At 51.9% G+C, this 26,748-nt stretch carries 22 protein-coding genes; 17 read left to right on the forward strand and 5 right to left on the reverse strand.

The window, feature by feature from the left end; genetic code table 11:
• Position 1: 1 nt before the first annotated feature.
• From FMR86_RS18660 to trpA, 8 genes are all read left to right on the forward strand, one after another.
• On the forward strand, positions 2-778 hold the full coding sequence (locus FMR86_RS18660; protein WP_163352914.1) for a prephenate dehydrogenase/arogenate dehydrogenase family protein: 777 nt from the start codon (positions 2-4) through the stop codon (positions 776-778).
• 312 nt (positions 779-1,090) lie between these two features.
• Positions 1,091-2,506, forward strand: a complete 1,416-nt coding sequence (locus FMR86_RS18665; RefSeq protein ID WP_163352916.1) for an anthranilate synthase component I family protein — start codon at positions 1,091-1,093, stop codon at positions 2,504-2,506.
• Positions 2,487-3,059 carry an aminodeoxychorismate/anthranilate synthase component II gene (locus FMR86_RS18670; RefSeq protein ID WP_163352917.1) on the forward strand — a complete coding sequence of 191 codons (573 nt, stop codon included), beginning with the start codon at positions 2,487-2,489 and terminating at the stop codon, positions 3,057-3,059. Before FMR86_RS18665 ends, FMR86_RS18670 begins: the two co-directional genes overlap by 20 nt.
• 96 nt (positions 3,060-3,155) lie before the next feature.
• A complete protein-coding gene (trpD, locus tag FMR86_RS18675; protein WP_163352918.1) occupies positions 3,156-4,145 on the forward strand; it encodes an anthranilate phosphoribosyltransferase in 990 nt (329 codons plus the stop codon).
• A 3-nt stretch (positions 4,146-4,148) separates the two neighbouring features.
• Positions 4,149-4,928: an indole-3-glycerol-phosphate synthase gene (locus FMR86_RS18680; protein ID WP_163352919.1), complete on the forward strand. Its 780-nt coding sequence runs from the start codon at positions 4,149-4,151 to the stop codon at positions 4,926-4,928.
• Positions 4,925-5,542 carry a phosphoribosylanthranilate isomerase gene (locus FMR86_RS18685; RefSeq protein ID WP_163352920.1) on the forward strand — a complete coding sequence of 206 codons (618 nt, stop codon included), beginning with the start codon at positions 4,925-4,927 and terminating at the stop codon, positions 5,540-5,542. Before FMR86_RS18680 ends, FMR86_RS18685 begins: the two co-directional genes overlap by 4 nt.
• 162 nt (positions 5,543-5,704) lie before the next feature.
• Positions 5,705-6,883: a tryptophan synthase subunit beta gene (trpB, locus tag FMR86_RS18690; protein WP_163352921.1), complete on the forward strand. Its 1,179-nt coding sequence runs from the start codon at positions 5,705-5,707 to the stop codon at positions 6,881-6,883.
• Between the two features lie 159 nt (positions 6,884-7,042).
• Complete coding sequence (gene trpA / locus FMR86_RS18695) at positions 7,043-7,813, forward strand: tryptophan synthase subunit alpha (RefSeq protein ID WP_163352922.1); 771 nt, start codon at positions 7,043-7,045, stop codon at positions 7,811-7,813.
• Positions 7,814-7,873: 60 nt separating this feature from the next.
• Here trpA and FMR86_RS18700 read toward each other — a convergent pair whose 3' ends face one another.
• From FMR86_RS18700 to FMR86_RS18715, 4 genes are all read right to left on the reverse strand, one after another.
• The gene (locus tag FMR86_RS18700; RefSeq protein WP_163352923.1) at positions 7,874-8,299 is read right to left on the reverse strand and encodes a GNAT family N-acetyltransferase; all 426 of its coding nucleotides are present in this window, start codon (positions 8,297-8,299) and stop codon (positions 7,874-7,876) included.
• Between the two features lie 52 nt (positions 8,300-8,351).
• Complete coding sequence (locus FMR86_RS18705) at positions 8,352-9,191, reverse strand: hypothetical protein (RefSeq protein ID WP_163352924.1); 840 nt, start codon at positions 9,189-9,191, stop codon at positions 8,352-8,354.
• Positions 9,192-9,359: 168 nt separating this feature from the next.
• A complete protein-coding gene (locus tag FMR86_RS18710; RefSeq protein WP_163352925.1) occupies positions 9,360-10,733 on the reverse strand; it encodes a cell wall metabolism sensor histidine kinase WalK in 1,374 nt (457 codons plus the stop codon).
• Positions 10,733-11,434, reverse strand: coding sequence for a response regulator (locus FMR86_RS18715; RefSeq protein ID WP_163352926.1), 702 nt, complete (start codon positions 11,432-11,434; stop codon positions 10,733-10,735). The genes FMR86_RS18710 and FMR86_RS18715 overlap by 1 nt, the downstream gene beginning before the upstream one ends.
• A gap of 147 nt (positions 11,435-11,581) precedes the next feature.
• Between FMR86_RS18715 and FMR86_RS18720 the strand changes: the two genes are divergently transcribed.
• From FMR86_RS18720 to FMR86_RS18730, 3 genes are read left to right on the forward strand one after another with little or no spacing between them, the layout of a single operon-like run.
• Positions 11,582-13,078, forward strand: a complete 1,497-nt coding sequence (locus FMR86_RS18720) for an efflux transporter outer membrane subunit (RefSeq protein WP_163352927.1) — start codon at positions 11,582-11,584, stop codon at positions 13,076-13,078.
• Between the two features lie 2 nt (positions 13,079-13,080).
• A complete protein-coding gene (locus FMR86_RS18725) occupies positions 13,081-14,343 on the forward strand; it encodes an efflux RND transporter periplasmic adaptor subunit (protein WP_163352928.1) in 1,263 nt (420 codons plus the stop codon).
• Positions 14,336-17,536, forward strand: a complete 3,201-nt coding sequence (locus FMR86_RS18730; RefSeq protein WP_163352929.1) for an efflux RND transporter permease subunit — start codon at positions 14,336-14,338, stop codon at positions 17,534-17,536. Before FMR86_RS18725 ends, FMR86_RS18730 begins: the two co-directional genes overlap by 8 nt.
• Before the next feature lie 40 nt (positions 17,537-17,576).
• Here FMR86_RS18730 and FMR86_RS18735 read toward each other — a convergent pair whose 3' ends face one another.
• Positions 17,577-18,572, reverse strand: coding sequence for an HD-GYP domain-containing protein (locus tag FMR86_RS18735; RefSeq protein ID WP_163352930.1), 996 nt, complete (start codon positions 18,570-18,572; stop codon positions 17,577-17,579).
• 404 nt (positions 18,573-18,976) lie between these two features.
• Between FMR86_RS18735 and FMR86_RS18740 the strand changes: the two genes are divergently transcribed.
• The 6 genes from FMR86_RS18740 (at position 18,977) to tmcA (ending at position 26,279) form a co-directional block, all read left to right on the forward strand.
• Entirely contained in the window at positions 18,977-21,106 is a 2,130-nt protein-coding gene (locus tag FMR86_RS18740; protein ID WP_163352931.1) for an acetate--CoA ligase family protein, read from the forward strand.
• Positions 21,107-22,171, forward strand: coding sequence for a phosphotransacetylase family protein (locus FMR86_RS18745; protein ID WP_163352932.1), 1,065 nt, complete (start codon positions 21,107-21,109; stop codon positions 22,169-22,171).
• Positions 22,172-22,590: 419 nt separating this feature from the next.
• The gene (gene tmcD, locus FMR86_RS18750; RefSeq protein WP_163352933.1) at positions 22,591-23,844 is read left to right on the forward strand and encodes an electron transfer complex subunit TmcD; all 1,254 of its coding nucleotides are present in this window, start codon (positions 22,591-22,593) and stop codon (positions 23,842-23,844) included.
• A gap of 17 nt (positions 23,845-23,861) precedes the next feature.
• Positions 23,862-24,521 (forward strand): TmcC family electron transfer complex membrane anchor subunit, encoded by a 660-nt coding sequence (tmcC, locus tag FMR86_RS18755; protein WP_163352934.1) that lies wholly within the window; start codon positions 23,862-23,864, stop codon positions 24,519-24,521.
• A gap of 26 nt (positions 24,522-24,547) precedes the next feature.
• Positions 24,548-25,861 (forward strand): electron transfer complex ferredoxin TmcB, encoded by a 1,314-nt coding sequence (gene tmcB / locus FMR86_RS18760; protein ID WP_163352935.1) that lies wholly within the window; start codon positions 24,548-24,550, stop codon positions 25,859-25,861.
• Positions 25,862-25,874: 13 nt separating this feature from the next.
• Positions 25,875-26,279 (forward strand): acidic tetraheme cytochrome c3 TmcA, encoded by a 405-nt coding sequence (tmcA, locus tag FMR86_RS18765; protein WP_163352936.1) that lies wholly within the window; start codon positions 25,875-25,877, stop codon positions 26,277-26,279.
• Positions 26,280-26,748: the final 469 nt, after the last annotated feature.

Genomic DNA, 26,748 nt, shown 5'->3' on the forward strand with positions numbered 1-26,748 from the left:
CATGGAGTGCGAGTTTGAAAAAATTCATAGTGTAGCCATCGTCGGGTCTCGCGGCCAGATGGGGGGCTTCCTCGCGCTCACTGCCGAACGGGCCGGACTGATGGTCTACCGTTTCGACACACCGCTGGATGAGGAGAAGATGGCCCGCCGTCTGCCGGATACCGATCTGGTTATCCTGTGTATCCCGGTGACGGTCATGGACGAGGTGTTGCCCGTGGTCATCCCGCATATGAAGAAGGGCGCGATCCTTTCTGACGTGGGTTCGGTAAAAGGCCGTCCGGTGCAGCAGATGCTGCGTTCCTATGATGGTCCCGTGGTCGGCACCCATCCGCTCTTCGGACCAATTATTCCCACTGATTTCGAACCCACCGTGGCCCTTGTTGCCGAGCGGGAGGAAGACCGTTCTTCCATGCTGGCAGTGCAGGATTTTTTCCAGCGTCTCGGTTTCGGAGCGTTTGAATCTTCCGTTGAAGAGCACGACAAGGCCATGGCCATGATTCAGGCCCTGAACTTCAGTTCAACCATCGCCTTTCTGGCCTGTTCACGGGAAATTCCCAATATCAAAAAATTTGTAACCCCCTCTTTTAAGCGCAGACTGGAATCCGCGCGTAAGATGGTTACTCAGGACAGCGATCTATTCGGGACAATCACTGACGCCAACCAGTACAGTCAGGAAGCGACCCGTCTGTTCCGTTCTTTTCTCTCCCTTGCAGCCGCAGGTGACATGGATCTGCTTGCAGACCGTGCTTCCTGGTGGTGGCGTGAAAACAATACCTAGGGAGAAGTGCATCTAAAAAGTAAAAGCCGCGTTCTCCCTGAACGCGGCTTTTTTTATATGTAAAATTGGTGTGAGTAGTTACAATAGAACAAAGATGCCTCCGGCGGCCAAAGAAACTTTTGGAAAAGTTTCTCTGGACTCTTCAAAACTTTTTATTAGGGCTTCGCCGCCCTGAAAATACAAGCAGTCTTTCAGGATAAAAAGACGCGAAGCGTTAATAAAAGTTTTTGGGATTCTTAAACCCTTTTGTAAAAGGGTTTAAGGCCCCCGGCAGGGTCGCCGAAGGCATCTATAGATCAACATGGAGCTAAAATGAAAATTGAACTTACCCAGTACGGCAAATGGTTGCCGGCTGATACGCAGACCCCGATCAGCCTTTACTTAGGCTTGGTGGGCGATGCGTCGGGGATTCTACTGGAAAGTGCCGAGGTTGACGGACGTATGGGACGTTACAGTCTCATCGCCTGGGATTTCAGGCTCAAGCTTGCGCCGGTAAACGGCAAGCTGTCTGTGGAGTGTGCGGATTCCCGTCTTGCCGGGCTGGCTTCCTATTCCGGTATGGATTTTCTGGACGGCATGCGTGCAGTCATGAAGGCGTTGCACCTGACACCTCAGCCGGAAGTGGGTGAACTGCCTGCTCTGACCCGTGGTCTCTACGGCACACTGGGTTACGGTATCGCGGGGATGCTGGAGCCGAAGCTTAAAGACAAGCTGCCCGCTGATGACGCGGAAGTGAAGCTGGCTCTGCCCGGTAAGGTTGTTCTTTTTGATCACCTCAAGCACAGCTGCTGTTTCCTTTCCATTGATAAAGACGCTGACCTTGAGTTTACCCCTCCGGTTTTCGGCGCAACCTGCGAACCTACCAAGGTCGGTGATCCGGTGGCTGTTCCGGGTAAAGAAAAATATATGGAAGGGGTCAACAAGGTTAAGGATCTGATTGCCGACGGTGAGTGCATTCAGGTGGTCCTTTCCACCCGTTTCTCTGCGCCGTTCAGCGGCAATTCCTTTGATCTCTACCGCCGACTGCGTCAGGCCAATCCTTCTCCGTTCATGTTTTATATGAAGTTCAGCCGCGAAGAAATTCTGCTCGGCTCATCCCCGGAAGTCATGGCCCGCTGCGAAAAGGGCAGGCTGGAAGTACGGCCCATCGCCGGAACCCGTCCGCGCGGCAAGGATGCTGCCGGGGATCGCAAGTTTGCTGAGGAGCTGCTCGCAGATCCCAAGGAAATTGCCGAACATGTCATGCTGGTCGATCTCGGCCGCAACGATCTCGGACGTATTGCCAAACCCGGTTCCGTTTCTGTGGAGAAATTCAAGCAGATCGAATACTTCAGCCACGTTATGCATATTACTTCCTACGTGGAAGCGGACCTGCGTGACGATCACGATGCCATCGACGTCTTGCAGGCCACCTTCCCGGCGGGAACCCTTTCCGGTGCCCCGAAAATCCGGGCCATGGAAATAATCTCCGAGATTGAGGAAGTTCCGCGCGGGCCTTACGGCGGCTGCATCGGTTTCATCGGTCTGGACAAGGATACCGTGAACCTTGATACCGGGATCACCATCCGTTCCATGTGGATTCGGGACGGCAAGTGCCATTGGCAGGCCGGGGCCGGGATCGTTTATGATTCCGATCCTGAAATGGAATGGAAGGAATGCAACAACAAGGCAAGGGTTCTGAAGGAAATTCTGCAGTCGGAGGGCGGTGATGTTTTTACTCGTAGATAATTTTGATTCTTTCACCTTCAATCTGGTGCAGGCTTTCCAGCAGCTCGGTGCTGATCCGCTGGTGCTGCGCAATGACCGTGAGGAAATCCTCGAGCTGGCCGAATCCGGCAAGCTGGAGCGGGTTGTTCTTTCCCCCGGACCGAGCAACCCGGAAAACGCAGGGCTGTCCCTTGAGTTCCTCTCCCGGCTGCCCAAGGAAATTCCGGTACTCGGCGTCTGTCTCGGTCACCAGACCCTCGGCCATTTCGGAGGGGCTTCTGTTGTTCGCGCCGGGCGGATCATGCATGGCAAGACTTCTGACATTCATCACAAGAATGAAGGCATTTTCACTGGACTGGATAATCCGTTCAACGTCTGCCGCTACCATTCACTGGTGGTCAACGTGGACGAAGCCCCGGACAAGCTGGAGCTGACCGCATGGACTGATCAGGATGAAGTCATGGGCTTGCGTTATAAAGACCGTCCGTGGACAGGCTTGCAGTTCCACCCGGAGTCTATTTTGACCCCGGATGGTCCGAAGCTGCTGAAGAACTTTTTGGATGGAAATATTTAAAGGCATGCCTCCGGCGGCCAAAGAACCCTTTTGGAAAAGGGTTCTCTGGACTCTCCTAAAACTTTTATTAAGCTTCGCATACACGAGGATATTAATATGTCACAGATAGTAACAGAAGCACTGACTGCACTGAGCGCAGGTCAGGACCTGACCACTGAACAGGCTGATGCGGTCTTTGAGGAACTCTTTTCCGGTGAAATGACTCAGGCCCAAGCGGGCGCACTGCTCATGGGCCTTAGAATCAAAGGTGAAAAAGCGGTGGAAGTTGCAGCGGGAGTGCGTGCGGCCCTGCGTGAAGCCAAGCTGATCAAGGGTATTAACAGCAAATGCATCGATACCGTCGGAACCGGCGGTGACGGCTCCAACAGCTTTAACTGCTCCACTGCGGTGTCACTTTACCTTGCCGACATGGGCTACCTTGTTACCAAACACGGCAACCGGGCGGTTTCTTCCACCTGCGGCAGTGCTGATGTGCTGGAGGCCATGGGTATTTCGCTGGAAGTGGATGTAAATGATGCGCGTGATGTGCTGCTGCGGGACAAATTTGTGTTCCTGTTTGCCCCCAATTACCACCCTGCCTTCGCAAAGATCGCTCCCATCCGCAAAGAACTGGGCATTCCGACCCTGTTTAACCTCATGGGACCCCTGCTGAACCCCGTTCGTCCCACCCACCAGATTGTGGGCGTGGGCAGACCGGAAATTCTGCGGCTCATGGCCGAGGTTTTGGCACTGAGCAATGTTGAGAAGGCTTACGTTGTTCACGGGGCAGCCAACTTTGACGAACTTACCCCCTTTGGTGTGAACGATACCATTCTGGTGGAAAACGGTGGACTGACCGAAGTTAAGATTGATCCGGCGGATTACGGATTTGCTCTGACCAAACCTGAAGACGTTGCGGTGGCTAATCGGGATGAAGCACTGGCAGCCATGCGCAAAGTGCTGGCCGGAACTGCACCGCAGGCCATGCTCGATATGGTTGCCATCAACCTCGGCGCGGCAATCTCCATTCTGGACAATGTATCTCTGGCTGAAGGTATGGAAAAAGCAAAGACCAAAGTCGCGCAGGGCGTGGATAAGGAATACTAAGCCATGCTGGATAAATTCAGAAAAGCAAAACAGGCTGAGCTGGACATGCTCGCTAAAATGCAGGCCGAAGGAAAAACGTTTACCCCTTATGCGGGCGGGCGGGCTTCCTTTGCCGATGCCATCCGCCGGGATGAATCCGGGCTGAAGGTCATTGCCGAATACAAGCGGGCTTCCCCGTCCAAGGGTGACATCAACCTCGGCTTGAGCGCGGCGGATGTTGCCAAAATGTACGCTGCGGGCGGTGCTTCGGCTATTTCCGTGCTTACCGAGGAAGAATACTTCAAGGGTAATCTCAGCTATCTTGATGAGATTAAACCCAGCGGACTGCCCATGTTGCGCAAGGATTTCCTGACCGATCTGATGCAGATCGAGCAGACTCTTGCGACTCCGGCTTCGGCATTGCTGGTCATCGTGCGTATGTTCGCGGATGACGGTTATCTTAAAGAGATGATCGAGCAGACCCATGCGGCAGGTCTTGATGCGGTGGTGGAAGCCTTTGATGAAGTCGACCTCAAACGGGCCAAGCAGGCCGGGGCGCGGATCATCCAGATCAACAACCGCGACCTTGATACCTTGGGCATCGACATGAACCGTTCCATTGAATTCATCAAACAGAAGGACGGGGGCGAAATCTGGATCTGCGCCAGCGGAATCAGTGAGCCTGAAGATTGCGCACAGATGAACGGATTGGGTTACGATACCGTGCTCATCGGCACCTCGATTATGTCCAGTCCTGACCCGCAGGCCAAGCTGGCCGAGCTGGTTGCCGGGGGACGGTCATGAGCCTGCTGATCAAGGTCTGCGGCATGACTTCCGTGGAAGATGCAGCCATGTGCGAAGAGCTGGGCGCGGATTTTCTGGGATTCATTTTCCATCCTTCCAGCCCGCGCAATGTGGATGCGGATTTTGTCCGTTCCATCAAAACTGAGGGGGCAAAAAAAGTAGGCGTATTCGTCAAGCAGAGTGCGGCGGAAGTGATTGAAATCCTGAAAAACGGCGCACTTGATTTTGCGCAGCTGCACGGCGGACAGAATGAAGAATTCTGCAAGACTGTAGGTAAAGAGCGGGTAATTAAAGTGCTCTGGCCTCAGAAGTATGATTCGGTTAAAGAATTCCAGACTGATATTGACCGTTTCGCACCGTATTGCAGCTACATGCTCTTTGATGCCGGAAATTGCGGGGGAGGCCATGGGGTATCATTACCTTTCGATGTTTTTAAAGATGTAACCATTCCGGGTCCATGGCTGCTGGCGGGTGGCCTCTCCGCCGATAATTTAAAAGAGGCATTGTTTATAGCCGAACCCAACGGAGTCGATTTAAATTCCGGCGTGGAATCGGAACCCGGTAAAAAAGATGAAAAGAAACTGGCTGCGGCTTTTGAAGCCATAGGTCGGTAGAAAATATTAACACGTATTTCGGGTCGTTTTGATTCAATGACGGTTGGTCAAACAAAACGGCAAAGCCCTACTAAAACGTTTTGGGATTCTTAAACCCTTTTGGAAAAGGGTTTAAGGCCCCCGGCAGGGTCGCCGAAGGCATATCTAAATAAGGATAAGATCATGAAACGAGGATATTTTGGAGATTACGGCGGACAGTTTGTACCTGAACTGCTCATGCCGCCGCTGCTGGAACTTGAAGAGGCCATGGAAAAGATCATGAAATCCGCCGAATTCCAGCAGGAATTCACCAGACTGCTGACCGATTTCGTAGGCCGTCCCACCGCGCTGACCCACTGCGCGAACATCTCCCGCGAACTGGGTTTCAACCTCTGGCTCAAGCGTGAAGACCTCGCCCATACCGGAGCGCACAAGGTTAACAACACCGTGGGGCAGGCTTTGCTGACCAAGATGATGGGCAAACCCATGCTGCTGGCCGAAACAGGTGCCGGACAGCACGGTGTTGCAACTGCAACTGCCGCAGCCCTTCTTGATCTGGATTGTGAAATCTACATGGGCGCACTGGATGTGAAACGCCAGTCCCATAACGTCCGGCGCATGGAACTGCTGGGCGCGAAATGCGTACCCGTGGAATCCGGCACCCAGACTTTGAAAGACGCCATTAACGCTGCCCTGCGTAAATGGATCGCCGACCAGCGCACAACTCACTATTGTTTCGGTACTGCTGCGGGACCGCACCCCTTCCCGCTGCTGGTACGTGAATTTCAGGCCATTATCGGCCGTGAAGCCAAGGCACAGTTCAAGGAGAAGACCGGGGAACTTCCCTACATGGTCGTAGCCTGTGTGGGCGGCGGTTCCAACGCCATCGGCATGTTCCACGAATTTGTTCAGGAAGAGTCGGTCAAGATCGTGGGCGTAGAAGCTGCGGGAACCGGGGAACCGGGCTGCACCAACTCCGCACCTATTAATCTGGGAACCCCCGGAGTGCTTCACGGCATGAATACTTTGCTGCTGCAGACCGATGAAGGCCAGATCCTGCCTTCGCACTCCATTGCTCCCGGTCTGGATTATCCCGGTGTCGGCCCCGAGCACGTGCATCTGCACGCATCAGGCCGCGCTCAGTATGGCACCGTGAATGACCATCAGGCACTGAACGCGTTCCAGATGCTCTGCCGCAAGGAAGGCATCCTGCCCGCGCTGGAAAGTTCACATGCTGTGGCATGGGTGCTGGAGAACCGGGATTCCATCCCCAAAGACGCTAACGTAATTGTGAACCTGTCCGGTCGCGGCGACAAGGACATGGGCATTCTCGAAGATTACCTTGCTGAACATGCCAAATAGTCAGGCTGTTGAAAAACGGCGATCTGCGTCGTTGCTTCAAAAAGTTCAAATCCTCACGTACGAGGAGTACGCTTCGGCCTTGAACTTTTTTCGCGCCTAGCATCTCACCATTTTTGAACAGCCTGTGTCTGATTAATGGGCTAATGAGGAAAATTTAAAATGAGTATTACCAAACTTGCAGATAAAATTAATGAAGCTAAGGCTGAAGGGCGTATCGGACTGATTCCGTTCTTGCCCGGCGGATACCCCAACCGCGACCAGTTCTGGAAGGAGATTCTGGAACTGGATGAAAACGGTGCGGATGTAATTGAAATCGGCATGCCTTTTTCCGATCCCGTGGCCGACGGTCCGGTGGTTGAGGCTGCATCCCTGAAATGCCTAGAGGACGGTATCGATCTGAGGTGGATTCTGGCCGGGCTTTCCGAGCACCGCGCCAAGATCAGCGCCGGAGTGCTGCTCATGGGTTACTACAACCCGGTACTGCAGTACGGTCTGGAGCAGTTCGCCAAGGATGCCTGTGCTGCCGGGGTCAACGGGCTGATTATCGCCGACCTGCCTTTTGAGGAAGGTGTGGAATTCCGCGATATGCTTGCTAAGTATGACATCGCGCTCATCCCGCTGGTGGGACTTAATACTGAACAGGAACGCATGGCTCTCTACTCCAAGGGCGGAAACGGCTTCTGCTACTATGTATCAGTTCTGGGTACCACCGGGGGAACAGCTTCCCTGCCTGAGGAGGTTAAGCTGGGTCTCGCCAAAGCACAGGAAGTCTTTGACATCCCGGTAGCTCTCGGCTTCGGCCTCAAGGAACCGTCCCAGCTCAAGGAACTGGACGGAGTGGTTGATGCGGCAGTCTTCGGTTCCGCGCTGATCAAGCATATTGATTCAGGCAAGAGCAGTGCTGAGTTTATGAAGGTCTGGAAGAAGTAGAATTGATTGGAATTAGTTGAATGAAGAAACTCCCGTTGGCTGGTGCTGGCGGGAGTTTTCTTACCCCTCCAAATACCCCCGCTCAATCATCCCGGCTTCATCGATAAAGCATCCCATAGCGGTGGTCATGGGTTTGAAGCCGAGTTTGCGGTAGAATCCTTCCTTGCCCGGTACGGCATAGAGAATGACGCTGACCGGGCCGAGTTTTTCCATCATGGAGGTCATGATTTCTTTGCCCAGTCCGTGGGACTGGTATCCGGGGAGGATGCAGAGGTCGTAGATTGCGGCCTGAAATTCACCGTCGCTGATAGCGCGGGCAAAGCCGATGAATTCATCACCGTCCTTTGCAAAGCAGACCAGTGCGCTGTTTGCTGCGGCCCGGGCCAGTTTTTTCGGGTCGCGGGTGCCCAGCGGTGCTTTCTCGAAAATTTCAGCTATCTTAAACCAGTCGATATTATTTATTTCGAAGTGCAAAGTGATGTTCATTGCCGATTTATATCTTTTATACTTTGCTCCGGCCAGATAATTTTCCAATCCTTTATTCGCGGGTCTTTCTGTCCTGCCTGTTCCAGTGCTTTTTTAGGGTACCCTCTTCATCCAGTATTTTTAAACCTTTTTGCAGGGCATTAAAAATATCCGCTCCATCCGGATGTTGTTTAGAGACCATGAGATGTCTGCTGTAGGGAAACACTACTTTTACATCCTTGACCGGATATAGGAGATGGTCATCTATCTCCCAATTGAAATCATCTTCCTTGCTGAATTCAAGCAGGGTGAAATCCGCTCTTTTCCTACTCAGCATTTTTCCGAAAAGCAGGTGGTGGGGGGCATATATGATATTGTCAAAGCCCATCTCCTTAAGGACTCTGATGTCGGTTCCCCAGCCTGAAACAATTAGCGGGGTATATTTTTGCAGCTCGGAAAGTGTTGAGATTGATTTCGGCAAGGGTGAGGGCAGAGTATGGTAAATACCCTTTTCAAAGAATCCTTTGGGGATGATAGCACGGGTTTTGTATACTGAATCGTCGAAGTTGATTTCCCACATATCTGAGGCCAGCAGGGGGGTGCGTCCGCTTTTTACCTCGGCCAGACATCTTGCGGAATTAGGGAAGGTTATGAAACATAATTTTGCATCCATCCCCCCTTTGTACAGGGCCTGCTGCATGAGCGTCAGGGCTAGGACCCAGCGGTGAGCGTGCAGTGAACTGAAATCATTGACCGCAAGGGGATTGCCGCCCTTGGAATCTATGAAGTTTCTATACTCTTCTTCAGTTCCGGGAACTGCGGCAACGCTGATTATTTTTTGGGTGCCTGCTTCAGCAGATTGATGAAATGAACATGCCAGCAGCACAAGTAATATAAGGCAGAATTGGCGCATTTTAATCCATATATTTTGATGTCCTATGTAATGCGGCTGTTTAGATGTTGGAAATTGAGTGCTGTTATAGAATATACTAGTTGGCTGGCAATATCTAGAATAATGTAGTTAGATTTAAAAAACAAAGATCAGGGCCGGATAATTTCCTGGTCTTTAGCCTGCTTATTTTTATGCTGGTATTGTGACGATAATTTTAAATCCTTCCTCGCAATTCTCTGCCCGGATTTCTCCTTCGTGGATACGGACAATTTTTTTCGCAGCGGCAAGCCCCAGACCGGAACCGGGGATTTCCTGTGCCTTAAGACGGTGGAAGGGGCTGAATATATTTTCCAGTTCTTCTTCAGGCAGGGGGGCGTGGGTGTTGGTGGTTTCTATGCGCACCCCGTTTTCATGTTCATACATCCGTACTGAGACGGTTCCGCCTGGATCAGTATATTTGAAGCCGTTACCGAGGATATTATCCATGATGATGCGGATGCCGTTGCGGTTGCAGTCGGCAAGCTTGAGGTCCGCAAGTTCGGTTTCAACTTTCAGGTTGTTGCGCTCGGCAATATGTTTGTACTGCTCCAGCAGTTCGGTGAGCAGCTCTTTCATGTCAGCGGTTTCATTCATGGCTGGAGGTTTATGCATATCCAGCTTTGAAAATTCAATGATCCTGCCGATGAGTTCGTCCATGTGGGTTATTTCCGCCTGCATGCCGTTCACAAAGTTATCGCAGCCGGAAGTGTTGCCGTCCGCAATGCGTTCCTTGAGCATTTCAAGGGAGATACGCATCCTTGCCAACGGACTGCGTAGTTCATGAGAAACATTGGCGGTCAGTTCGCGGCTGGATTTGACCATTTTTTCCAAGCCTTCGGCCATGTTGTTGAAGGCTTTGCCCAGCTCGGCAACTTCATCCTTACCCTTGATTTCCACCCGCTGTTTAAGGTCTCCTTTTCCCATTTTGGCTGCCGAGGCGGTAAGTTCCTTGAGCGGGCGGATGACCCGTCTTGATACCGGGATGAGAAAGATGGCGGCAATGACGGTCAGGATTAATTGCGCCCGCAGGAACCAGCTTTCCTCATCAAATTTGGGAAAGGAATGGTACAAATGGTAGGTGAATGGATATCCCATCGGAAGCTTGCCAGTGTACAGTCCGTATACGCTTTTCATGCCGTCATTCCGCTTTTTATAGACGTAAATACCTTCTCGTGATCTTGCGGTTTCCCCGGATGTGAATTCGGTCATATCCGGAATTTTGGGGGCTGAAGAGGCCACGATCTCGCCGTACGGACCGGTTATCCATATGTATGCCTCCAGAGAGAGGCTGAGGTTTTTCAGCAGGGGAGTGATCAGCCTTCTTTCCTGTTCCGGAGAAGTGTGATTTTCGCCCAGTTGCATTTCCACGAGATTTTTTACCGTTAAAATCTGACGTTCCATGTGGTGGACGCGCGGGCTTTTGTCCCATGACATGTGCAGCAGGCCGTAGATGATCAGTTCAGAGACTAGCAGCACGAGCATGAAGGAAATAAAAATTTTGAGATAGGTACGGCTGATTTTCATTATTCGCTCACAAACATGTATCCGGTTCCCCAGACGGTTTTGATGCGGGATTCATGGTCCGGGTAGGGTTTGAAGAGCGCGCGCAGCTTGCTGATATGTACGTCGATACTGCGGTCAAAGGCGTTGAAATCCTTGCCCCAGACCGAGGTCATCAGGTCATCGCGGGTCATGGGCTGGCCGGGATTATCCATCAAGGACTTGAGCAGCTTGTATTCCGTGGAGGAAAGTTCCACTGATTCGCCTTCTATTTCCAGCTTCTGGTGGGCCAGATGCAGAATCACCCCGGCGACTTTAAGATTTCCGGAATTCTGCTCTGAAGGTCGGCCCGGTTCCTGTGCCCGGCGCAGCACCGCTTTGATGCGGGCCAGCAGTTCGCGGGGATTAAAGGGCTTGGAAATATAGTCATCCGCGCCCAGTTCAAGACCGACAATGCGGTCGGTATCCTCGCCCTTGGCAGTGAGCATGATTACCGGGACGTTGGAATGCGGGCGCAGTTCACGCAGCACTTCAAGGCCGTCCTTGCCGGGCATCATGATGTCGAGAATGACGATTCCCGGTGAAGTCTCTTTTACTTTTTCGACCAGTCCTTCACCGGAAGGAAGAGTGTCGACCTCGTAACCGTATCCTTCAAGATACTGGGTAAGCAGTTCCCTGAGTTTTGCATCATCATCAACTATGAGTACGGGGTGTTGTTGTTCCATTTTTCAAGCCTACCTATCCAGTCCCTTTGGTGGAAGGGGAAATGATCGATTTTTACATTTGTTTACAACTTTTAGCATCAGCAAAATACTCTTTTGCACCTTTCTGGGTATTAGAATGGAAAATGGAAAGCAATGGAGAATAAAAATATGTCCTCAACAAAGTTGAAATTAACCGCGATCTGTATGCTGGCCCTGTTCGGGCTTTCCGCATGCTCTCCGTTCAGGCCGGATCAGCGCAGTACCCTGACTCTGGGTGTGCCTCCGAAATATGAACTTTACTCCAGTGAACCGCGTGAGCCGGGCAAATGGTGGGAAAGCTTTCATAATGAAGAGCTTAACAGACTGGTGCAAGAGGCCCTGCAGGCCAACTTTGATGTACGTATCGCCTGGGCCAAGCTGCGTCAGCTGCGGGCCACGGCAGTGAAGTCGCGGGCCGACCTTTACCCCAAACTGGACGGTTCCGGGACCTATACCAATTCCCGTTCCGGCAATGACGGCACCGAAGGTTCCAAGGGAGCCACTGACAGTGATTCCCACAAGCTGGGGCTGGCCGCATCATATGAAATAGACCTCTGGGGAAAAATCGAGGCCAACTCCGCTTCCGGTGAGCTTGATTATCTTTCTTCTCGTGAGGATGTAAATTCCGCAGCCATGACCGTGGCTTCCGAAGTGGTCAAACGCTGGCTGGAAATCCAGTTGCAGCGCAAGAAAAAGGCCATTTATCAGAAACAGCTGGAAACCAACGAAACCTACCTCGAACTTATCGAACTCCGTTTCCGCAACTCCCTTGCTACCGCCCTTGATGTTTTTCAGCAGCGGGAAACCACAGCCCGCACAAGGGCCCTTATTCCTCCGGTGGAATCCCAGGAGCAGCTGAAGCTGCATGAACTGGCCTATCTGCTGGGTAAACCCGCCGGAGCCATTGATGTGGCTACTGCTGATTTTCCTGATCTGCCCGTTCTGCCGGGACTGGGAATTCCCTTTGATCTTCTTTCCATGCGCCCGGATGTACGCGCCGCAGGACTGAACCTGCAATCCGCGGACTGGGCCGTAAGTGCCGCAAGGGCTGACCGTCTGCCTTCCATGACTCTTTCAGCCGAGGCCATGTTTTCCAGTGCCCAGCTTGCAAATATTTTTTCCGGCTGGATGACCTCTCTTGCTTCATCTATCACCGGGCCGATCTTTGACGGCTACAAGCGTAAGGCCGAGGTCGAGCGCACAAGGGCCGTGGTTGATGAGCGGCTGCTGAACTACAAGGACACGGTCTACACTGCATTCAAGGAAGTGCAGGATTCACTGGTGCAGGAAAAGTGGCAGCATGAATATATTGCCGCCCGTAAGAACCAGTTGCAGGCCGCAAAGCTTAACCTTGATGAAGCAGGGTCCCGCTATCTGCAGGGACTCGAAGATTACCTGCCTGTGCTCAGTGCACTGGTTAGCGTGCATGACCTTGAAATCAATATTGCTCAGGATGAGGCTGACCTGCTCAGTTACCGGGTTTCCCTGTACCGCGCTCTTGGAGGCACATGGACCGATTCCCTTGAAGACGGGGCCGAGCTGAAGCCGGAAGCTGACGACGAGGCTGTTGTTGAAGCAGCGAAACAATTTGAAAAACAACCCGTTCCTGCGCAGGAGGGAATTTAGATATGGCTAAGAGAATATTTTATTATATGAAGCAGGTCGGCCTTAAAGGTCTCCTTCCGTTGCTGGTTGTCGCATTAGCAGTGCTCGGAGCCAAGGCCATTATTGCCAGCAAACCTGTGGCCAAGAAAAAGGCACCGGTTGTTTCTGCTCCTCTGGTTAATGTAAGTGTGCTGGAAGTTAAAGATTTTCAGGTCTGGACCCCGGTCATGGGTACAGTTGAAGCGGCCCGTGAGATTAATCTGGAACCGCAGGTTTCCGGTAAGGTTATTGCGGTGAGTGATGCTTTTATCCCCGGTGGATATTTTGCAGAAGGGCAGGAAGTTCTGCGCATTGATCCGGTTGATTACGAGCTTGCAGTAAAACAGCAGCAGGCTGTGGTTACCGAGGCCGAATATAATCTCAAGCTTGAAAGCGGGCAGCAGCGGGTTGCCGGGCGTGAGTGGAAGCTGCTCAAGAAGTCTTCTGGCGGTACCATGCAGGAAGCGGAACTGGCCCTGCGTAAACCGCATCTGCAAAAGGCGCAGGCCGACCTTTCTTCATCCAAAGCCAAGCTCCAGCAGGCCCGCATCGATCTCGGACGGACCCGTGTAAAGGCCCCTTTTGCCTGCATGGTAGTCAGCAAGAGTGCCGATCTCGGTGCGCACCTGAGTCTCGGTGAAACCATTGCCTCGCTGGTGGGAACTGATGAATTCTGGGTGGTTGTGTCTGTTCCCGTGGACCGTCTGGGCAATATAGAAATTCCCTCTGCGGAAAACGGTTTCAAAGGTTCCAAAGCCCGTGTGGTAATGGGGAGCGGCAAGACTGCCGTGGAACGGGAAGGACAGGTGCTTCGTCTTCTGCCTTCACTTGAATCCAAAGGACGCATGGCCCGGATAATTGTTTCAGTTAAAGATCCCCTGAATCTCAAGGGCGGTGAAGTGCGTCCGCTGCTGCTGGGCAGTTATGTTAATGTTTCCATCGATTCCGGCAGTCTGGAAGAGGTTGTGGCTATTCCGCGTACAGCTTTTCGCGACAACAATACAATCTGGGTGATGAAAGAGGGCGGTCTGCTGGAAATCAGAAGCGTTGATCCGGTATGGCGTGATCAGGATTATATCTATCTGGATGAGGGCGTTGTTTCCGGTGAGAAACTGGTTGTTACGGATATTTCAGCTCCCCTGCCGAATATGAAGCTGCGTGAGAACGGTTCCGGTTTTACCAAGCAGAAAGTTAAAGGCGGCAAGGGCCAAGGCGGTAAAGGTGAAAAGGTGAACAGCAATGGCTGAGCAGAATAAGAATAAAGGGCCTATTTCATGGATGGCCGGGAACCCTGTTGCCTCCAACCTGCTGATGATTGTTCTGCTGGTCGGCGGGCTGGTTATGGGCTTCAACATCAAGCAGGAAGTGTTCCCTGAGTTCACTATGGATTCGGTGACCGTATCCGTGACCTACAGCGGGGCCAGCCCTGAAGAAGTGGAGCAGGGTATTGTTCTGGCTGTGGAGGAGGCGATTATCGGTCTTGACGGGGTCAAGGAAGTTGCCTGTACCGCAGCGGAAGGCGGGGGAACCGTTGTCGCGGAAGCTATTGAAGGTTACGACCTGCAAAAACTCAACGACGACATTAAAAGTGAAGTGGACCGGATAACCTCTTTTCCTGAGGAAGCAGAGGACCCTATAATCAGTGTGTCGTCACGTAAACGAAGTGTACTTTCACTTATGGTTTACGGGGCTACCGATCCTTTGTCCCTGCGCAAGGTCGCCGAGCAGTTGCGGGAAGAATTGATCGGCGATCCGGGTATCACACAGGTTGAGTTGTCCGAGGTCAGCGGGTTGCAGATTTCCATTGAAATTCCGCAGGACAAGCTCCGGGCTTACGGCTTAACCCTGACTGAAGTGGCTGATGCTCTTGCCAAAACTTCCGTGGAACTTCCCGGCGGCGGCATCAAGACCGAGGGCGGGGAGATTCTGGTCCGTTTTAAGGAACGCCGGGATTATGCCCGTGAATTTGCCCGTGTCCCCATTGTTACCGGGGATGACGGCACACAGGTGCTGCTGGAAGATATTGCGGTGGTAAAAGAAGATTTCCAGAATGAAGACATCATAACCACTTTTGACGGCAATCCTGCGGTGCGGGTCGATGTTTACCGCATCGGTGACCAGACTCCGATCGGTGTTTCTGAAGCCGTACATGCGCAGCTGGAGAAATATAACCGCAGCCTGCCCGACGGGGTGCATGTGGCAGTGCGTAACGATATGTCCGATGTCTATCGTGAACGTATGGATCTCCTGCTGCGTAACGCCTATATGGGGCTGGGACTGGTCTTTATTTTTCTGGCTCTGTTCCTTGAACCGAGGCTGGCTTTCTGGGTGGCCATGGGGATTCCCATCTCCTTTTTGGGCGGTATGCTGATACTCGCTCCGGCCGGTGCGAGTATAAATATGATCTCCATGTTCGCTTTCATCATCTCGCTCGGTATTGTGGTGGATGACGCCATCGTGGTCGGGGAAAATGTCTACACCATGCGTCAGCAGGGCATGAGCTGGATTGATGCGGCCTGTGAAGGTGCAAAACGCATTGCCATGCCGGTAACTTTCAGTGTGTTGACCAATATTGTTGCCTTTATGCCCATGTTTTTCGTACCCGGTGTGATGGGCAAGATTTTTAAGGTCATTCCCATGGTGGTCTGTAGTGTCTTCTTTATCTCTCTGGTGGAATCCCTGTTTGTGCTGCCCGCCCACCTTGGGCACGGCAGCGAACGGGAACCCGGAAAGATTATGGGATTCATCCTGCATTACCAGCAGAGAATCTCTCACGGACTGCTTCGTTTTGTACATAAGACCTATAGGCCGTTTCTGGATCGGGCAGTTACCCTGCGCTATCTTACCGTCGCTCTCGGTGCTGCCTGTCTGATCCTTTCATTTGCTTATATTCAGAGTGGGCGGCTCGGTTTTACCATGTTCCCTAAAATCGAATCCAACTACGCCTATCTGACTGTGGATCTTCCCTACGGCACAGCCAAAGAGGTGACCCAGCAGGTTATGGCCAAAGCTGTATCCGCCGCTGAGAGAGTCGCTGCTGAAAACGGCGGGGATCAACTGGTGGAAGGGATTTATGCCAAGATCGGTGGTTCAGGCAGACGCTCCACCAGCGGCAGTCATGTTTTCAAGGTACAGGTCTTCTTGACTGATTCCGATGTAAGACCGATCCATACTGATGAATTTGTACAGCAGTGGCGTCGGGAACTCGGCCCTCTTGCCGGTGCCGATTCGGTTTTGTTTGAATCCGACCGCGGCGGTCCCGGTTCGGGCAGCTCCCTTGAAATCGAACTCAGCCACAGTGATATTGAAGTTCTGAAAAAAGCTTCCGCAGATCTTGCCGAGGCCCTGAGTGCGTATCCCAAGGTTAAGGATATTGATTCCGGCTATTCACCGGGTAAAAGACAGCTGGACTTTGAACTCCTGCCTGCGGGACGCAGCCTCGGACTGACTTCCCGAAATGTAGCCAACCAGATCCGCGCTTCTTACTACGGGGCCGAGGTCCTGCGTCAGCAGCGCGGGCGCAATGAAATCAAGGTTATGGTCCGGCTTCCCGAAGCGGAGCGGGCATCCAAATATGATTTTGAAGAGCTGATGATCCGCACCCCGGACGGAATTGATGTGCCCCTGCGTGAAGTTGTGAAAATCAAGGATGGCAGGGCTTATACCTCCATTGACCGTCGTAACGGGCGCAGGGTGATTTCTGTTGAGGCGGATGTAAAACCGCGTAAGGAGACTTCGCAAATTGTCTCCGATGTGGTGGCTAACGTGATGCCGCAGCTCAAGGCTGATTATCCCGGACTGGGCTATTCCCTTGAGGGTAAGCAGGCGGATATGAATGAAAGTACTGAAGCTCTTATTTCCGGGCTGCTCATGGCTATGATGTGCATTTATGCATTACTGGCGATTCCGTTCCGCAGCTACTTCCAGCCGTTGATTGTCATGCTCTGCATTCCCTTCGGCATTGTGGGGGCGGTTATCGGGCATGCCCTGCTGGGCTACAGCCTGAGTCTGATGAGCCTGTTCGGAATTGTGGCTCTCTCCGGGGTTGTGGTCAACGATTCGCTGGTTTTCATTGATTACGTGAACATCCAGCGGCGCAAGGGACATTGCGCCTACGATGCGGTGCTGGAGGCGGGGACGGCCCGTTTCAGGCCTATTCTGCTGACCACCCTGACTACTTTCGGCGGGCTGGCACCCATGATCCTTGAGACATCCCGGCAGGCCAAGTTCCTGATTCCCATGGCGGTTTCCCTTGGGTTCGGCATCCTCTTCGCTACCGGTATCACTTTGCTGCTGGTTCCGGCCTTTTACCTTATATTTGAGGATATACGGTTGCTTGTGCGCAGGATATTCCGCCTCTCAGATGAAAACCTGCATGCAGACGGAATTACCGAACATGTGCCGGTCACCAAATGTGAACACAAGCCTGAAGACTATTAGTTATAAATCCCGCTTAGACGAGTCTGAGCGGGATTTAATTTTATTCTTCGCGGTAGGTCACTTTTTCCAGCGCGTAAATTATGTTCGGGTCATATTGCGTGGATTCGCTGTAGAGTATTTTCAGGGCCTTGACCGTGTCCATGCTTTTTTTGCCCGGTCGGCCCATGGTCATGGCTACGTATGAATCAACCGCTCCGCAGAGTTTGCCCAGCCATGAAAGATTCTCGTTTGTTACGCCTCTGGGATAACCGGAGCCGTCCATTCTTTCATGGTGTTCAAGTATCGCCCGCAGGGAAGTTTTGTTTAAGCTGCCGGTCATGCTCAGCACTTCAACTGACCCGATGGGATGCTGGCGGATACGTTTCTGCTCATCCAGCGAGAGGCAGAATTCTTTGCCGAGCACGAATTCCGGGAGGTTGCAGAGTCCTATGTCACAGAGAAAAAGTGCGAAAAGCGCATCAACGAAAATTTTGACATCAGGTTTCATCTCGCGGGCATGCAGCAGTACTGCCGCTCCGATAATGCCGTTGGAAAGGGCTTTGTTAACCAGTGAATGCTGGGAATCAAGCAACGGGATCATCATCCAGAGCAGTTCCGGCTTTTCGTGCAGGAGTTCGCCTACTGAGATAAGGGTGGTCCGGAAGTCTTTGAAATGTAGTTTTATTGAATCGGTATATATTTTTTCCGCACTTCCTTTCAGTCCCTCAAGCAGCAGTGCAGCCAGTTCATTTTCAGGAATAGAGTGGGAAATATCGCTTATGACAGTAGGCAGGTGGGGCAAAAAATAAGGTCTGCACTGGTTGATATCAGTGAACTTTATGAAGATCAGCCCCCGGTTGCAATCTGTGGCAATGGTCTGCTTGTCAGCGGAAACAATGGCTTTCCCCGGAATGGTAATGGGGGTAAACCTTCCATTGGACGAATTCATCCTGTACAGGCAGAATGGAAGCTTACTTTTGGGAAGTATTTTGAAGATGTCCCCGGTAATGGAACAAAAACTTTCTTCAATTAATTTTGAGTCATCAATAGCATTCATAGCTGACCCACCTCAAAATGACAGCATTTTGGCTAATTATAAAATGCATTATATTAATTTATATTCCCGACCTTCTGATACGCTTATCATTAAATATTATAAAAACGCAATATCTCAGCTTGTTATGGGGAATATTGGGCTTGTTGGCTTGCTTGAGAAAAATTATCATATAAATGAAGAGTTTATAGATAGAATAGTTTGACCTCTCGCTCTGTTTGCGGATACTCAGTAATAAAATAATATAATTTTACCGAGCGTTTTAGATACTTGCCATCCTTGCCCTGCTCGGACTATGTTTAAAAGTTGTTAGGCTGATAACAGAAAAAAGCCTGCCTGCAGCATCTTTATATGTTACGTTTATTTAACAATTTGTTTTGGTTTCAAAATAACGAGTCCCCAATTTCATGTCAGGGGAATATTCGGGAGAGAGTTTGGATAGTCTGTTCACTCCGTCATCAATCGCCGTTGTAGGCGCTTCATCTGTTTCCGGAAAAATAGGGAACACCGTTCTGTCCAACCTGCTTAATGCCGGGTATAATGGCAGTCTGTATCCGGTTAATCCCCGGGGCGGGAATATTTGCGGTCTTGAGGTCTGTAAGAAAATTTCAGAAATCGGCCGTCCCCTTGATCTGGCCGTTATTGCTGTTCCCCGCGACAGTGTTCTCGGGGCTTTCCGGGAACTGCTGGAGCTGGGAGTCGGTTCTGTTGTTGTGATCAGCGCAGGTTTTAAAGAAGTGGACCACGATGGTTGGCTGCTGGAAACAGAGCTTGCGCAGCTGGCAAAGAAAAATAATGTAAATCTGCTCGGTCCGAACTGCCTTGGAGTGATCAATTCCCGGGGCGGGGTTAATGCTTCTTTTGCCACCGGGAACCCTTATCCCGGATCCATGGGCTTCTTTTCGCAGTCCGGGGCATTATGTGTTGCCGTGCTGGACTGGGCATTGGGCACGAAGATCGGTTTTTCCAAGTTCGTCAGTCTCGGCAACAAGGCCGTTATCAACGAAGCCTCCATGCTGGAATATCTGGGTGATGACCCGGAGACAAAGGTAATTCTCGGCTATGTTGAGAATATCGAAGACGGAAACGAGTTCATGGAGCAGGCCACAAAAGTTGCCATGAAAAAACCGGTGCTGATGATGAAGGCCGGAACTACTGCTGCCGGAGCAAGGGCCGCTTCTTCTCATACCGGAGCCATGGCCGGGTCTGATCAGGCCTGTGATGCCGCTTTCCGTCAGTCCGGTGTTATCCGGGTGGAGAAGCTGGATGAACTTTTCAATCTGGCCAAAGCTTTTTCCGTGCAGGAACTGCCGCAGGGACCGAATCTCGGTATTGTGACCAACGCGGGCGGCCCCGGTATTCTTGCCGCCGATGCCTGCGGGGAATCGGTCATGCGCATGCCGACATTTTCACCTGAAACAATCGGCGAACTGCAGCGGATGCTCCCGGGGTATGCTTCACTTTACAACCCGGTGGACCTGCTGGGCGACGCTGATGCCGAAAAGTACGGGCGTGCGGTGCGTGTGGTGGGGCATGATCCGGCGGTGAACAGCCTGCTGGTGATCATCGCTCCCACGGTCAATCTCGACCTGACGGAAGTTGCCAATGCCGTGGTTGAAGGCATGGCCGAAATCAGCAAGCCTGTTTTCTGCTGCCTGATGGGCCGTCGCAACAGCGGGCCGGCACGCGATATTTTTGCAGAAGCCGGGATTCCGGTATATGACTTTCCCAAGCAGGCGGTCCGGGCCATGGACTGCATGCACAAATATGCTGTCTGGAAGGGGCGTCCCCCGCGCACTTTCGTGACCCCGGAGCATGATCTGGAAGCGGCACGAAAAGTTGTGGACAATGCCCTGCGATCCGGACGTTCGGAATTGGTGGAATTTCAGGCCCGTGACATTGTCACTGCCTACGGTCTGCCCACTCCTGAAGCCGACCTTGCCCGTTCCGGCGATGAGGCTGTGGAAATTGCCGAACAGCTGGGCTATCCGGTGGTGCTCAAGATTGCTTCCCCGGAAGTTTCGCATAAGTCTGATGTGGAAGGGGTCCGGCTGGGACTCAATTCCGCAGAAGAAGTGCGGGCGGCTTTCTGGGATATCACCGCCCGGACCCAGCGGTTGCGCCCGGATGCTTATGTTGCCGGGTGTCTGGTGCAGCAGATGGCAACGCCTGAGTCCCGCGAGGTTATTGTGGGTTTTCGTCGGGACAAGCAGTTCGGCCCGTTGCTCATGTTCGGTCTGGGCGGAGTTTATGTTGAGATTTTAAAGGATATTTCATTCCGGCTGGCTCCTCTTTCTGTTGAGGATGCCGGGGATATGGTTCGGGAAATCCGTTCCTACATGTTGTTGAAAGGAGTCAAGGGGGGCGAGCCCGTTGACTTTGAGGCGATTACTGATGTTTTGATCAGGATGTCATGTCTTGCGAGCGACTTTCCTGAAATTTACGAAGCTGAATTCAATCCTGTGCTTGTCAATTCGGAAGAGGCTCTTGTGGCCGATGCCCGGATGACAGTTGTCGATATTTCCAAGGAGGCATAAATGGTAGGTATATATATAGGTTCCACCACCGGATATTCCGGCAAGAACCTTCTGGCCATGTCCCTGGGGCTTAAGTTCCGCAACAGCGGTTTCAATGTGGGCTACATGAAGCCTGTAGGTGCTGTTCCGCATATGGACGGCGATAAACCCGGAGATGCGGACGCGGCATTCATCCAGCAGGTACTGGATCTTGAGCAGGACCCAGGAAAAGTTACCCCGGTGCTGGTCACCCGCGACTTCACCATTAAAGCCTTTTCCGAAGATATGGGCGATCTCATGCCCTCCATTGTTGAATCCTATCAGGAGCTCAGTGCAGATAAGGATGTGATGATCATCGGCGGCTCCGGCAGTTATCTCAGCTCCGGTACTTACTGCGGAGTGAGTGGGCCGGATGTTTCCCGCGCGCTGGGTGCCAAGACCATTCTGGTGGATCGCTACAGCAGTGAACTGCATTACGATTACGTGCTCCGGGTTCAGAAAGAGCTGGGCGATGATTTTCTCGGTGTTGTTTTTAACGACGTGCCCGAGCATTACATGGACGAACTCACCTCCCTGATTGTTCCCTTCCTTGAAAAGAGGGGGGTAAAGGTGCTGGGAGTTATTCCCCGCGATCCGCTCATGGGTGCCATTAAGGTCAACGACCTTGCGGAGCGTCTTTTCGGTAAGATTATTTCAGCCCATGCCAAGGCTGACCGGGTGGTGGAAAACTTCCTCATCGGGACCATGCAGGTGGAAAACTTTATCACCCACTTCAGGCGGCATAAGAATTCCGCAGTCATTGTCGGCGGCGACAGGGCGGATGTGCAGCTGGTTGCTCTTGAGGGTAACTGCCCCTGCTTAATCCTGACCGGTAATCTTTATCCCAATGATATTATCCTGACCCGTTCCGAAGTATTGGAAATCCCTGTCATTGTTGTGCGTGACGACACCTATGCCGTGGCCAAGAAAATGGAAGCCATTCAGGAAAGCTATAAGCTGCGGGATATGATTAAAATTAATCACGGGGCAGGGCTGGTGAATTCCGAGCTGGATTACGATTATATTTATGAAGAATTGGACCTGTGATAACCTCTCGTATGGGTAGGTAATATGTCCTACTGTTAGAGTAGGAATAAAAAAATCGTTAACTTTTGAATATGTATCAAGTGAGGATGTTTTTTGTAAAACAGCAAATATCTATCAGTCTGATATAAAAGAGTTTATTTAAAGGGTGGCAGCCTGTTTTTCAGGCTGCCACCCTTTTTATTTTCACAAAAATCCTCGCCCAAACCCCCCGGATGCTATTGTCCTACTTAGCAAAATGTGCCAATTAACTTGCAGTTATAAGGTCGGACGGGTCTCCGGCCTTGGTGTGACGAGGTTTGTTTCGACCAAAGACGGGACTATTTTGTTGGTTAGAAAACTGGGGTGCTTAGCACCCGGAAAACCGAGTTGATGCGGTATATTGGCGGATAGACCGGATCTTCGGAATGAGGAGGCGTGAGATGCCTGATGCGTCCACGTGGGATTGGAATCCCGGTAGGCGAGAGGTCCAGGACACTGGATCCTGGTCTGATAAATTTGAGTGGGTGGAAGAATTCCATGCCAGCCCCGACGGTGAAAAAGTCGGTGCTGTTGTTCATAAAGGCGAATTGGAATTCACTGCTTGCGTCAACGGTGAAATTTGGGAAGAAGCATACGACAGGATTTTCTACCCCAAATTCGCACCCGACGGCAGGTTCACTGGCGTAGCCCAGCAGATGGGCGAGTGGACTCTGGCTGTTGACGGTAAGCACTGGCCGGAAAATTACGGCTATATCTGGAAAACAACTTTCGGCCCCGAAGGCACCATCGTCTGCGCTGTGCAGCAGGACATGGAATACGGCATGGGTGTTGACGGTGTGCTCTGGGAAAACTTTTTTGAAAACGCAAATAATTTCACCGTAGGTGCAGATGGTAAATCCACTGCAGCAGTTGTTCAGGTGAAGTCCATGCCTCAGGCTGACATTGAGACCTTCCAGAAAGGTATCTACTCAGTAGCCGTTAACGGCAATGCATGGGATGGCGTTTTCATGAACTGTTACACTCCGGTGTTTGACGCCAAGTGTGAAAAAGTTGCCTGTCAGGTAAGAAAGACCCTCTATGATTACACCATCGCAGTCGATGGCAAGATCTGGCAGCGCGAATTCCAGTGTGTCTGGGCTCCCAGCTTCAACCCTGCGACCGGTGCTCTTGTAGCTCCTGTTCGTCTGGGTGGAAAATGGGGTATGGCTCAGGACGGCGAACTGATCTGGAAAAACGACATGGCCAACTGCTGGCACCAGCAGTTCAGTGCTGACGGTTCCAAGCTTTACGCTATCGTGGCCCCCGTATTCGGCAGCTTCACTGTTGCTGTTGACGGCAAGCCCTGGTCCATCACCGCTCCTGTTGTTATCGATCTGGCTGTCAGCCCCGACGGTGACCGTGCGGCTGCACTCGGTAAAGACGGCTACGACTATACTGTCCTGTGTGACGGTAAAGTATGGCCCGGTAAATTCCAGATGGCTTGGAAGCCCGTATTCAGCCCCGACAGCAGCAAAGTTGCTGCCAAGGTTGAAAAGAACGGCCGTTACACCGTTGTTCTCGACGGCAAGCCTTATGGTCAGGATTTTGATCAGTGCTGGGAGCCTATTTTCAGCCCTGACAGTTCCAAAGTCCTCATTCGTGCAATAGACGGCGGCAAATTTGTACGCATCGTTGCCGAAGTAAGCGAATTCTAAAACCGGAGGAATTACACATGAATAGTGTTTATGCATTCGTTGTCGGTCCTCTGGCATGGTTCGCCTGGGGTGTTTTTGTTCTCGGTTCCGCTTATAGACTGGTTTCCATGTACCAGCTCGCCAAGGCAAAAGACGCATCGTCTTTGCACTTCATGAGCTTCAAGTGGGGCTTCCGCTCCATCATGGCATGGATGAACCCCGGTGGAACCCTCGGTTGGCAGCGCAATCCCTGGACTGCGATGATGACCTTCATTTTCCACATCTGTCTTGTCATTGTTCCCATCTTCCTGCTGGGACACGTGGTTCTCTGGGATCAGTTCTTCGGCATCAGCTGGCCGACTCTTCCGGATACCATTGCTGACATCATGTCCATTCTGGTAGTTGTCTGCTGCGTATATTTCGGCGCACGCCGTTTTCTGCAGAAAGACGTTGCATTCCTGACCACCGCCAAGGACTGGATCGCACTGGCTATTCCCAGTCTCGTTTTCCTGACCGGTGTTCTGTCCTACCACGAAATCGGCGATGCCAAGGTTATGCTCATTCTGCATATCCTCTGTGGTGAAATCATGCTGATCAGCATTCCTTTCACCCGTTTGAGCCACGCAGTGTTCGGCCTGTTCACCAGAGCCTACATGGGTTCCGAGTTCGGCGGTGTCCGTAACTGCAAGGACTGGTAACCAATTCCCGCAAGGAGTACTGAAAAATGACATTCGACAGGAAAATCGAAGACGTAGGACTCGAGCGGGGTGTTTCCCGCCTGACTCCGGAGCGTATCGAAAATACTCTCAAGCAGGTTATTGAAGGAGAAGCCGGCGCCAAGCTCAAGCTTTATGCTGAGACTTGCATGCGTTGCGGCATGTGCTCCGAAGCCTGCCATTACTATATGTCCCACGAAGGTGACCCCAGCTATTCTCCCGCTGGTAAAGTTCACCAGACTCTGGGCAAGATTCTGCGCAAGAATTACAAGCTTACTGCTGATGAAGTCTACGAAATGGCTCAGGTTGCTTACACTGAGTGTAACCTCTGCCGCCGTTGCGTACATTTCTGCCCGCTCGGTATCGATACCGGTTACATCATGAGCATGGTGCGCCGCATGTGCCACAAGCTCGGCGTAACCCCGCAGTACATTCAGGATACCGCACATTCACATTCCGCCACCATGAACCAGATGTGGCTTAAGGATGATGAATGGCCGGATACCCTGCAGTGGCAGGAAGATGAAGCCCGTGATGAAATGCCCAATCTGCGCATTCCGCTGGATAAAGAAGGTGCTGATATCTACTATTCAGTTATCGCGCCGGAACCCAAGTTCCGTACCCAGCTCATCTATCAGGCTGCATATATCTTCAACGAAGCCGGTGTAGACTTCACCATGCCCACCGAACCGGGCTGGGATAACTCCGACATGTGCATGTTCACCGGTGACTTTGAAATGATGGGTCGTCTTAAGAAACGCCATTTCGAATCCGCTCTCGACCTCAAGGTCAAGCGCATCGTAATGGGTGAGTGCGGTCACGCATTCCGCTCTATCTATGATCAGGGTAACCGCTGGGATGCATGGGAAATGTATCCCATCGAAGTTGTGCACTCCGTTGAGTTCTTCTGGGAGCTCTTCGAAGCGGGCAAAATCAAGCTGCGTGAGAAGTTCAAAGAGCCTATCACCGTGCATGACCCCTGTAACATCATCCGTGGTCGCGGCCTGATGGAACAGTCCCGTAAGCTGGCACACGCTCTGTGTGAAAACGTTGTTGAAATGACCCCCAACCTTGAGCACAACTACTGCTGTGCAGCAGGCGGCGGTGTCATCAACTGCGGTCCTCCGTTCAAGAACGTCCGTATGAAAGGTAACAAGATCAAGGCTGAGCAGCTCAAGGCAACCGGCGTGAATACCATTCTCGCACCCTGCCATAACTGCCACGGCGGACTTGAAGACCTCGTTCATTACTATGAGCTGGGTATGGACATTAAGTTTTTCGGCGATCTGATCTATGATCTTATGGAAAAGCCGGAAGAGTAGGAGGAAGATTACAATGATTAAAAGAGTATTCTCTATTGCGGTCATTGCCGCCTGTGTCTTGCTCTACATGGTTCCCGCGTTCTGCCAGGAAGATATCACTTCCCTGCTGGACCCGGCTTTCCCTAAGCACGAAAGACCTGCTGCTGTGTTCGCGCATGACGCACACAATGAAGCTGCCGGTATCGATGACTGCGCAACCTGTCACCATGTCTGGGAAGACGGAAAGCTCGTTGAAGACGAGTCCTCCGAAGACCAGAAGTGTGCTGACTGCCATGCAGTTAAAGCCGAAGCTGGTAAAACCGATCTGCGCAATGCTTACCATAAGCAGTGCACTGATTGTCACGTAAAAGAAGACAAGGGTCCCGTATCCTGCGCTGGTTGTCACCCCAAGGGCGGTGCAGCTAAAGCAGCTCACTAGGATCTGTTCTATATGAAGTTAAAAGGCCGTCCTTCGGGACGGCCTTTTTTTATGCCTCCGGCGGCTCTCCGAGGGCGCTTTCAGCGGGACCAGAAAGGCTAAGCCTCTCTGGACTCTCTATTAATAAGAAGAGATATCCACAATAATTCAAAAACCTGTTGACGGAAGCACTGCTTTTCCATAGAACCACTCTTCTCGACGCAGCAACGGCTGAGAGCCACGAGCGCGGCGAGAATTTTTTTTTGACTCGCCCCGTCCATGGGGCTCGCCCCTTCGGGGTGTTGCCTTAGCAGGCAACTTCAAAATCTGCTCTCCTGCAGATTTTTGCCTAAACCGGGCACAAAACGGTTGACTTCACGAGTCGGTTTGTATAGTTTCCGACTCCGCACTGAGCGAAAGTAAAGTGCCGGGATCATTGAAAAATTATTTTGAGAGAACATGAAAATTAATGATTGACAGCGGCGGCTGA

Origin of the sequence: Desulfovibrio sp. JC010, assembly GCF_010470675.1 — a bacterium.
Taxonomy (GTDB): Bacteria; Desulfobacterota; Desulfovibrionia; order Desulfovibrionales; family Desulfovibrionaceae; genus Maridesulfovibrio.